This window comes from Shewanella marinintestina, from assembly GCF_023283845.1.
Classification (GTDB): domain Bacteria; phylum Pseudomonadota; class Gammaproteobacteria; order Enterobacterales; family Shewanellaceae; genus Shewanella; species Shewanella marinintestina.
Genome location: NZ_JAKILC010000022.1, coordinates 72562 through 80767 on the forward strand (window position 1 = coordinate 72562; position 8206 = coordinate 80767).

9 protein-coding genes are annotated in these 8206 nt (G+C 43.2%); 2 read left to right on the forward strand and 7 right to left on the reverse strand.

Features of this window, described 5'->3' with window-relative positions; genetic code table 11:
* Positions 1 to 9 precede the first annotated feature (9 nt).
* The 4 genes from pstA to L2747_RS19235 all read right to left on the reverse strand — a co-directional run bounded on the left by pstA (position 10) and on the right by L2747_RS19235 (position 2652).
* A complete protein-coding gene (gene pstA / locus L2747_RS19220) occupies positions 10 to 861 on the reverse strand; it encodes a phosphate ABC transporter permease PstA (RefSeq protein WP_249000603.1) in 852 nt (283 codons plus the stop codon).
* Positions 861 to 1766: a phosphate ABC transporter permease subunit PstC gene (gene pstC / locus L2747_RS19225; RefSeq protein ID WP_249000604.1), complete on the reverse strand. Its 906-nt coding sequence runs from the start codon at positions 1764 to 1766 to the stop codon at positions 861 to 863. Before pstC ends, pstA begins: the two co-directional genes overlap by 1 nt.
* 77 nt (positions 1767 to 1843) lie before the next feature.
* Positions 1844 to 2188: a substrate-binding domain-containing protein gene (locus L2747_RS19230; RefSeq protein WP_249000605.1), complete on the reverse strand. Its 345-nt coding sequence runs from the start codon at positions 2186 to 2188 to the stop codon at positions 1844 to 1846.
* Entirely contained in the window at positions 2185 to 2652 is a 468-nt protein-coding gene (locus tag L2747_RS19235) for a substrate-binding domain-containing protein (RefSeq protein WP_249000606.1), read from the reverse strand. Before L2747_RS19235 ends, L2747_RS19230 begins: the two co-directional genes overlap by 4 nt.
* A gap of 552 nt (positions 2653 to 3204) precedes the next feature.
* Between L2747_RS19235 and L2747_RS19240 the strand changes: the two genes are divergently transcribed.
* On the forward strand, positions 3205 to 4401 hold the full coding sequence (locus L2747_RS19240) for a potassium/proton antiporter (protein WP_220764245.1): 1197 nt from the start codon (positions 3205 to 3207) through the stop codon (positions 4399 to 4401).
* 8 nt (positions 4402 to 4409) lie between these two features.
* Here L2747_RS19240 and L2747_RS19245 read toward each other — a convergent pair whose 3' ends face one another.
* From L2747_RS19245 to L2747_RS19255, 3 genes are all read right to left on the reverse strand, one after another.
* Complete coding sequence (locus L2747_RS19245) at positions 4410 to 4607, reverse strand: DUF2061 domain-containing protein (RefSeq protein ID WP_220764247.1); 198 nt, start codon at positions 4605 to 4607, stop codon at positions 4410 to 4412.
* A gap of 174 nt (positions 4608 to 4781) precedes the next feature.
* Complete coding sequence (locus L2747_RS19250) at positions 4782 to 5684, reverse strand: 1,4-dihydroxy-2-naphthoyl-CoA synthase (protein WP_249000607.1); 903 nt, start codon at positions 5682 to 5684, stop codon at positions 4782 to 4784.
* A 129-nt stretch (positions 5685 to 5813) separates the two neighbouring features.
* A complete protein-coding gene (locus tag L2747_RS19255) occupies positions 5814 to 6164 on the reverse strand; it encodes a hypothetical protein (protein WP_249000608.1) in 351 nt (116 codons plus the stop codon).
* Between the two features lie 88 nt (positions 6165 to 6252).
* On the opposite strand from L2747_RS19255, the gene ccoG reads away from it, so the two are divergent.
* Positions 6253 to 7674: a cytochrome c oxidase accessory protein CcoG gene (gene ccoG, locus L2747_RS19260; RefSeq protein WP_249000609.1), complete on the forward strand. Its 1422-nt coding sequence runs from the start codon at positions 6253 to 6255 to the stop codon at positions 7672 to 7674.
* Positions 7675 to 8206: the final 532 nt, after the last annotated feature.

An 8206-nucleotide genomic window follows, 5' to 3' on the forward strand; every position in this document is an offset into this window, starting at 1 on the left:
GAGATAACCTTACTTAGATGATTTATTTAAACGTGAGGCAATTACTTTGGTTGCCATGTTTAATACAAGTACTAATACAATAAGTACTGTTGCGGTTGCGTAAGCTTGATCCCATTCGTGTTGGGTAAACAGCTCTTGGGTTAGTTTGTATAGGTGTACAGTTAGCGTGCGGCCAGATTCTAGTACTGACTCAGGGATTTGAGTAACCATACCTGCTGTTAAGAATACTGGTGCTGATTCACCAATTACGCGGCCAGTACTTAAAATAATCGAGGTCACTATACCTGGCAGAGCGCTTGGTAATACTAGGCGGCAGATGGTGTAGATTTTAGAGCTACCCAGTGCATAACCGCCTTCGCGGTAACTCATAGGTACAGATAATAAGGCTTCTTCTGTCGTGCGAATTATCACTGGCAAGATAAGCATTGCTAGTGTTAGTGCACCAGATAGAATTGAAAAGCCTAAACCTAGAGTGGTGACAAAGAACGTCATACCAAACAGGCCGTAAACAATAGATGGAATGCCTGCGAGTGACTCGGTGCAAAAACGGATAACTTTAACCACTTGGCTGCCTGGGGCTGCGTATTCAGTTAGGTAAATCGCCGTCATAATGCCAATTGGCGCGGCAAAGGCGAGTGATAAGCCCACCATATACACGGTCGAGACTATCATTGCCCAAATACCGGATGCTTCACCTATGCGGGTATAAGCGCCAGTAATAAACTCCCAGCTTACATGGGCTAGGCCGTTACTTAAGATGTGCCATACCACCCAAAGTAAAAATAGTAGGGTGGTTGCTGCTGCACTCCATATGGCGGCGAGTAGCAATTTATCTTGATTATCTCGTGAAAGTTTTAGCATTAGTGAGCTCGCTTTCTATTTAGATAAAGTAGTGAACCGTTAAGGATGACAATAAAGGCGAGTAGTACAATGCCTGTCGAGTATAGGGCGTTGGCATGGATCCCTGTGGCGTATGACATCTCCATGGCGATATTGGCAGTCAAGGTTCTAGCTGGCTCTAAAATTGAGCCTGGCATGGCTGGAGCGTTGCCCATCACCATGATAATCGCCATGGTTTCGCCAATTGCGCGGGCGACACCTAAGGCTATGCCTGTGTAAATACCACTGCGAGCCGCAGGAATAAGTACTTTGAATATACTGAAAATATGCGATGCACCTAATGCTAGTGCAGCTTCTTTGTATGTTGGTGGCAACGCTCTAAGTGAGGTTTCTGAAATCGTAATAACCGTCGGTAGGATCATGATGGCTAATACAATGATACCGGCGAGTATGGTGTTGCCCGCTGGAATATTAAAAATGCTCTCGATGGCTGGTACGATAATGACCAAGCCGAAGAAGCCGTAGACCACAGATGGAATGCCTGCTAGCAACTCAACCGCTGGGCGGATAATATTGGCTAACCAGTTAGGTGCCAGCTCTGCAAGAAATACCGCCGTAAGTAATGCGATAGGCACACCAATGATTACTGCTCCTGCGGTTGATATTAATGATGCCACCATCATAGGTAGCAGGCCGAATAGCGCTGGTGGCAGCCAGTCTTTACCTAGTAGCATTTCTGACACGCCAGCTTCTTTAAAAGCGGGTAGTCCTTCACTAAAAACAAACCATCCAATGGTAGCAACTGAAAGTACGCCTACCATGGCGCAGCTTAAGAAAAGTAGATGAAAGCTCATCTCTTTCCAGTCATAGGACTTAGCGGGGGCAAGCTGCAATCCTTGGGGTTGTGCTTTACTGGCTGTAGTCATGATTTAACCTATACATCTATGTAAAACTGAATCAATCGATACAGAGGAACCGCTGTTCCTCTGTATTTAAGGTGATGTTACTGAACGCGGATGTAGCCTTCTTCAGCCACAATTTTCTGTCCATCTTCAGAGAGAATGTATTCAATAAAGTTGTTGGCGTTATCTGGTGCGTTTTTATCAATTAATACGATAAAAGGTCGAGCGATTTGGTAGTCACCAGTAGCAATGTTGTCATCGGTCGCTGCTACACCGTTTACATCGATAGCGCGCAAACTGCTATCAACGCTACCTAGCGATATATAACCAATGGCATAAGGATTATTTGCGACAATCGTCTTAATCATGCCGTTGCCGTTACCCACCTGAGCCGTTGGTGAAATAGCAGTTACTTTATGGCCGTTAATAGTGCGCTGTAGTTTCATAATCTCTTCAACGCGCCACGAGTCCCCGAGCCGTTTTCACGAGTCACCACAACGATAGGGCGAGATTCGCCACCGACTTCGCTCCAGTTTTTAATTTCACCACGGTAAATCTTAGAGATTTGTTCTTGAGTTAGATTTTTTACCGGGTTGGCATTATTTACAGCGGCTGCAATACCGTCGCGGGCAATGACAACTTCTTTGGTATCACTGTTAAGTTCGTTGTCTTTCACATTGCGTGAAGACATGCCTATCATGCTGGTACCATCTTTCGCTGCGCGAATACCAGCTGACGAGCCAGTGCTTTGTACTTCCACACTGGTGTTAGTGTTGTTTTGATAATTCTCTGCTAGCACTTCCATTACATGGGCTACAGACGTTGAACCTGATACTGTTACTGTGCTTGCCTGAGCAAGTGGTGCTGTCATTAGACCTACTGCGGTTAACAAGCCAAATACTTTTTTCATTACGATTTCCACTCTATTGTTTGGTCGCTTAGATACGAGTTATTTACAAAACCAAGTTAATGCCTCACTGAAGGCAAGCGCATTAAGACAGAGAAATGTGACAGTTATGTGACTGCGGTTCGGAGTGGCTGACGCTGAAAAGCGGTTTAATTGTTTATTAGTCTTTACTGTTTTAAATGAGGGATTTGTTTTTTGTTATATGAACAATAATTCAGATAGAGTTTCTTAAGTGACGAAAGATATTGCTCGAGATAGCTATAGATGGGCTTTGCAGGAGAATAATGCAATATCGGATTTATTGAGCTGAGCTAATGTTCACTTCGGGTTAAGCTAAATTTAACAATTGGTGAGGGCAAATATGTTATGTTTCGGTTATTAGAACGCAGGATAAATTTATTATTAAACTTTTATGACAATATGTGTTTGCCACATATTTGTACCAATCATCAGTAACAATAATCGATGTATTCAAATCAATGTCATTTTTTTGCGGCTATCCTCAATACGCAGGCATGACTTAATCTCATTTAAAAACTTAATAAAGGTACTCCTATGACGACTGAAATGGTCATGATTGGTATGTCTGTTCTGATATTAGTCGGCATTTTACTGCATCACCCTTCGCGAACTTTAGGTATCCCCTCATTACTGATTTTTATGGGGGTAGGCCTCATGCTAGGTAACGGTGAGTTTAACTTCGTCTATGATGATTTAGATAAAACAGCCTGGATAGGTGGGCTAGCGCTGAACATGATTGTGTTTGTCGGCGGTATTAATACCTCAACCGATAAAATCAAAGTTGCCTATAAAGAAGGTGGCGTGCTGGCCTCATTTGGCGTGCTGTTTACCACACTAATTTTTGCCGTCATCTTGTATGGTCTGCTGGACTTCGACTTTATTACCTGCCTTCTTTTTGCCGCTATAGTGTCATCCACAGATGCTGCAGCTGTGTTTTCTATTATTGAATCTAAAAAGCTTAAGCTAAAAGAGCAAACCGATACCGTATTGGAGTTTGAGTCGGCGACCAATGACCCGGTAGCTATGTTGTTGGTGATATTTTTAACCGATATGGCGCTTTCAAGCAGCAAGAGTGTGGTCGCATCTGAAATTGCCATCGAGCTGGTCACTCAAATTGGTGTGGCAATGGTCGTTGGTTGGCTGGTGGCTAAAGTCGCGGTATTGTTGCTTAATCGCATTCATCTATCTGAGTTTGGTCTTATTCCTGTATTTGTGCTCGCCAGCTTTGTGGTGGCAACCTACGGCGCAGAGATGCTAGGGGGCAACATCTTATTGGCTTCTTATATTGCTGGTGTAGTGATCGGAAATGGTATTAAGCGCGGGCAGTTAGTTAATCAGCATTTCTTCAATAGCTTATCTTGGCTGGCTCAGGCATTGATGTTTATTGTATTGGGCTTACAGATCTTCCCGCAGTCATTAGCAGCAGTATTTGTGAGTTCGTTATTACCTGCAGTATTGTTAATCCTGGTTGCTAGGCCATTGGCAGTACAGCTTTGTTATCTACCATTTGTTAAAGCGAGTTGGAAAAAACGATTGTTTATCTCTTCCATTGGCTTAAAGGGGGCTACGCCCATTGTATTTGCATTGATCCCTGCCGCTGCAGGAGTGCCTGGGGCGCTAGATATTGTGCATATGGTTTTCTTTATCGTACTATTTTCCGTCTTTATTCAAGGGGGGGCTATAGCGCCCTTGGCGAACAAGCTCGGCCTGAATAGTGCAGATAAAGAGTAATGACTCACCTAAGCTGAGGCGACTGCTAAGGTATTTTTAGATTCGATACCTTTCCAAACTTTCTCGTGGAAATAGAACACTACTGTGTTGACTGCTGGCTCGATTAACGCCACTGCACCACCTATGACTACGCTTCCGGTTAATAGGTAAGTGATAGTAAAAGCTACACCAAAGTGAAGTATCGCAAAAGTCATGGTTTTAATCATTGTAGGTCCCCCTGTTTAAGTTTGATTAAATGATAATGGTTATCATTTGCAATTGTAAGGGGTTATATAGATTAGTTTGATTGGATTTGTCGATTGAAAAGATGCTTTGGTTATAAACCCATCAATACTGATGGGTTTATCAGTTTTACTATTTAGCTGCCTAACGCGAGATCATTAATAGTGCCAAGGGAATGAAGAGAAATCTTGATCGCGTTTTTCTAAGAATGCATCACGTCCCTCACGTGCTTCTTCAGTCCCGTAAGCTAAACGAGTTGCTTCGCCTGCGAACAGCTGCTGACCAACTAGGCCGTCATCTGGTAGGTTAAAGCCATACTTCAACATGCGCATTGCAGTTGGTGACTTAGAGTTAATCTCTTTAGCCCACTTTAATGCTTCAACTTCTAACTCTTGATGTGGTATTGCGCGGTTAACCATACCCATATCAAATGCTTCTTCGGCTGTGTAGTTAAAGCCTAAGAAGAAGATTTCACGAGCACGCTTCTGACCAATCATTTTAGCTAGGTAAGCACTGCCGTAACCTGAATCAAAGCTACCTACATCTGGGTCAGTTTGCTTAAATACTGCGTGCTCTTTTGAAGCAAGAGTAAGATCGCACACCACATGTAAGCTATGACCACCGCCAACAGCCCAGCCAGGGACTACTGCGATAACCACTTTAGGCATAAAACGGATTAGGCGTTGTACTTCTAATATGTGTAAACGTCCCATACGAGCTACGTCAGGCGTGCCTTCTTCGGCACCTTCATACTTGTAACCATCTTTACCGCGAATACGTTGATCACCACCGGCACTGAAAGACCATTGACCTTTTGCTGATGGGCCATTACCCGTTAATAGTACACAACCTACATCAGACCATTGGCGTGCATGGTCAAGCGCGGTATAGAGTTCATCAACGGTCTTAGGGCGGAACGAGTTTAAGCAGTCAGGACGACTAATTGCGATACGCACAGTGCCCTGATCTTTGGCTCTGTGGTAGGTAACATCTTCAAAATCAAATCCAGGAACAACATCCCATAATTCGGGATCAAAAATGTCAGATACTTGTTGTGTCATGAGCCTATAGCCTTTTACTTGGTTGAAATACCGTAATAGTTAAAGGCTAGGCTTAATCAGATCTCAGGTCAATCTAGTTTATAGTTGAATCCACTAACTGAGATCTGCTGCATTATATAGAAAGCAATATTAAAGCTGATCGCAGATATAAGTTTGGTTATCTTTGCTGAAGACTGAGTGCTTCTGAGCATGACTGCCACAGTAGTCTTGTTTAAACTCACTTAATGTTTGTTTTGATTGGCTGATGGCTTGCAGTGCTTGATTCTCGGTTGCTGAGAGTCGGTCGGCAATATCGCTCTTTAGTATATCGAGCGTATGGTCTACGCGCTGGATTTGGGTGCCCGTCATACTATCAAGTTTGTTCTCGGCTTGTTGAAATATCCCCTCTACTTCAGCAATTGGTTCATCCAAAGTATCCGTTTCGGTATAAAGGTAGTAAAGAATGCCACCGATTATCGCTAATATGATCCAGCCCTTCATCTTTTAGTCCTATCTAGGTGAATAACTTGTAGTATAAGCGTTATAATAAGCTAGTTTTCTAGCAATATTAAAGCTGTAAGGCTGCAAAATGAACGCAGAACAAAATAAAAAAGACTTCTCCAAAGCTGAAAGAATCAAAATCCATCAACCCGATGCTAATAAAGCAGACCGCTTTAATCCGCGTAATCGTATCTATGTAAGAGCGGTTGAAGGCCTGTGGAGCACATTGCGCCGACGCATAGGTTGGATAGCAATGTTGTTCTTTTTGGTTCTGCCGTGGATCCCTTGGGGCGACCGTCAAGCCGTTTGGTTTAATCTTGCTGAACAAAAATTCCATGTCTTTGGCTTAACTATCTGGCCGCAGGATTTAACCTTACTTGCCGCACTATTAATGATTGCAGCCTTTGGCTTATTCTTTATTACCACTTATTTAGGACGAGTGTGGTGTGGCTATACTTGTCCGCAAACGGTGTGGACCTTTATCTTCATTTGGTTTGAAGAGAAGTTAGAAGGGGCCCGCAACAAGCGTATTAAGCTGGACCAAATGCCATGGAGCTTTAATAAACTGTGGCGAAAAACAGCTAAGCATGGTGCGTGGCTATTGGTTTCTTTGCTAACAGCAATGACCTTTGTTTCCTATTTTGTACCAACCAGTGAAGTGTATATAGATGTATTCACACTTAATGCGAGTGGTGCTATCTACTTTTGGGTTATCTTTTTTACCTTTGCTACTTACGGTAATGCAGGTTGGATGCGAGAGATCATGTGTATCCACATGTGCCCTTACGCTCGCTTTCAAGCAGCAATGTTCGATAAGAATACATATATAGTGGGATATGACACAAAGCGTGGCGAAACTCGTGGCCCACGCTCACGTAAAGCAGACCCAAAAGCAATGGGGCTAGGTGACTGTATTGATTGCGACCTATGTGTACAGGTTTGCCCTACAGGTATAGATATCCGTAATGGTTTGCAGTACGAGTGTATTAACTGCGGCGCTTGTATCGATGCATGCGATACAACCATGACACGAATGGGGTATGAAAAAGGTCTAATTAGCTACACCACAGAAAACAAACTCGAAGGGATTAAAGAAAAAGTACTTAGGCCTAAGCTGGTGGGCTACGGCGTGGTCCTTTCGGTGATGATCCTCATCTTTATCTATGCTACTGCGACAATAGCGCCAATCCGTATCGATATCATTCGCGATCGTAACCAGCTATATAGAGAAACCGATGCAGGTTTGATTGAGAACACCTTCACTCTGAAGATCCTCAATAAGACCGACAACACCCATCTATATAATATGAGTGTTGAAGGTTTGCCTAATTATGACTGGATAGGACCGCAGCAAGTCAGTATTAAGGCAGGTGAGGTACTAACCTTACCAATAAGTATTGCTGTAGACCCTGTTGACCTCTCAAGAACCATGACTCACATTAATTTTGAGGTCGAAACAGATGATGGTTTGATAGAAGCTAAGCAAGAGTCGCGCTTCTTTGGTAATTAGGTTTAGCGATAAACGGTTTAAAAAGGGGCTTCTAGCCCCTTTTTTGTACGTATCGTTTGATAACCATTCGTTTGATTCGAAAAAGCTAATTTTATTGAAAACAGCCCTTGCGCTACTCTGAGATATCCCTATAATGCGCATCCACTGACACGGCACAGCAGGCCAACTAACTAAACGAAAGCTTAGGTAGCACGGGACTTGCAGCGGTGTTAGAGGTTCTAAAATCGAAAGAGATTTGAACCAGGTGACAATCGCTTTAAGAGCTTCGAATGGTGTGACTTGAACAAAGAATCATCGCTTGAAAAACTTCTTAAAATAAGCGCTTGACGCCGACACTAGGACGTGTAGAATACGCCTCCTCAGCCAAACGACCTAAGCGTCTAAGGCGCCATTTTGAAAGGTTTAACCTTGATAGAAGTGGCACGCTCTTTAACAATATGACAAGCAAATCTGTGTGGACACTCACAGAGATTAAGTTATTCGAAATTGTCCATTCTTTCTAGTAAAGAGTGAGGCAATCAAAAAATTACTT

What these genes read in the sequence shown, in the direction of transcription:
- pstA (WP_249000603.1), bottom strand. Translation starts at nt 861, where the DNA reads ATGCTAAAACTTTCACGAGATAATCAAGATAAATTGCTACTCGCCGCC.
- pstC (WP_249000604.1), bottom strand. Translation starts at nt 1,766, where the DNA reads ATGACTACAGCCAGTAAAGCACAACCCCAAGGATTGCAGCTTGCCCCC.
- L2747_RS19230 (WP_249000605.1), bottom strand. Translation starts at nt 2,188, where the DNA reads ATGAAACTACAGCGCACTATTAACGGCCATAAAGTAACTGCTATTTCA.
- L2747_RS19235 (WP_249000606.1), bottom strand. Translation starts at nt 2,652, where the DNA reads ATGAAAAAAGTATTTGGCTTGTTAACCGCAGTAGGTCTAATGACAGCA.
- L2747_RS19240 (WP_220764245.1), top strand. Translation starts at nt 3,205, where the DNA reads ATGACGACTGAAATGGTCATGATTGGTATGTCTGTTCTGATATTAGTC.
- L2747_RS19245 (WP_220764247.1), bottom strand. Translation starts at nt 4,607, where the DNA reads ATGATTAAAACCATGACTTTTGCGATACTTCACTTTGGTGTAGCTTTT.
- L2747_RS19250 (WP_249000607.1), bottom strand. Translation starts at nt 5,684, where the DNA reads ATGACACAACAAGTATCTGACATTTTTGATCCCGAATTATGGGATGTT.
- L2747_RS19255 (WP_249000608.1), bottom strand. Translation starts at nt 6,164, where the DNA reads ATGAAGGGCTGGATCATATTAGCGATAATCGGTGGCATTCTTTACTAC.
- ccoG (WP_249000609.1), top strand. Translation starts at nt 6,253, where the DNA reads ATGAACGCAGAACAAAATAAAAAAGACTTCTCCAAAGCTGAAAGAATC.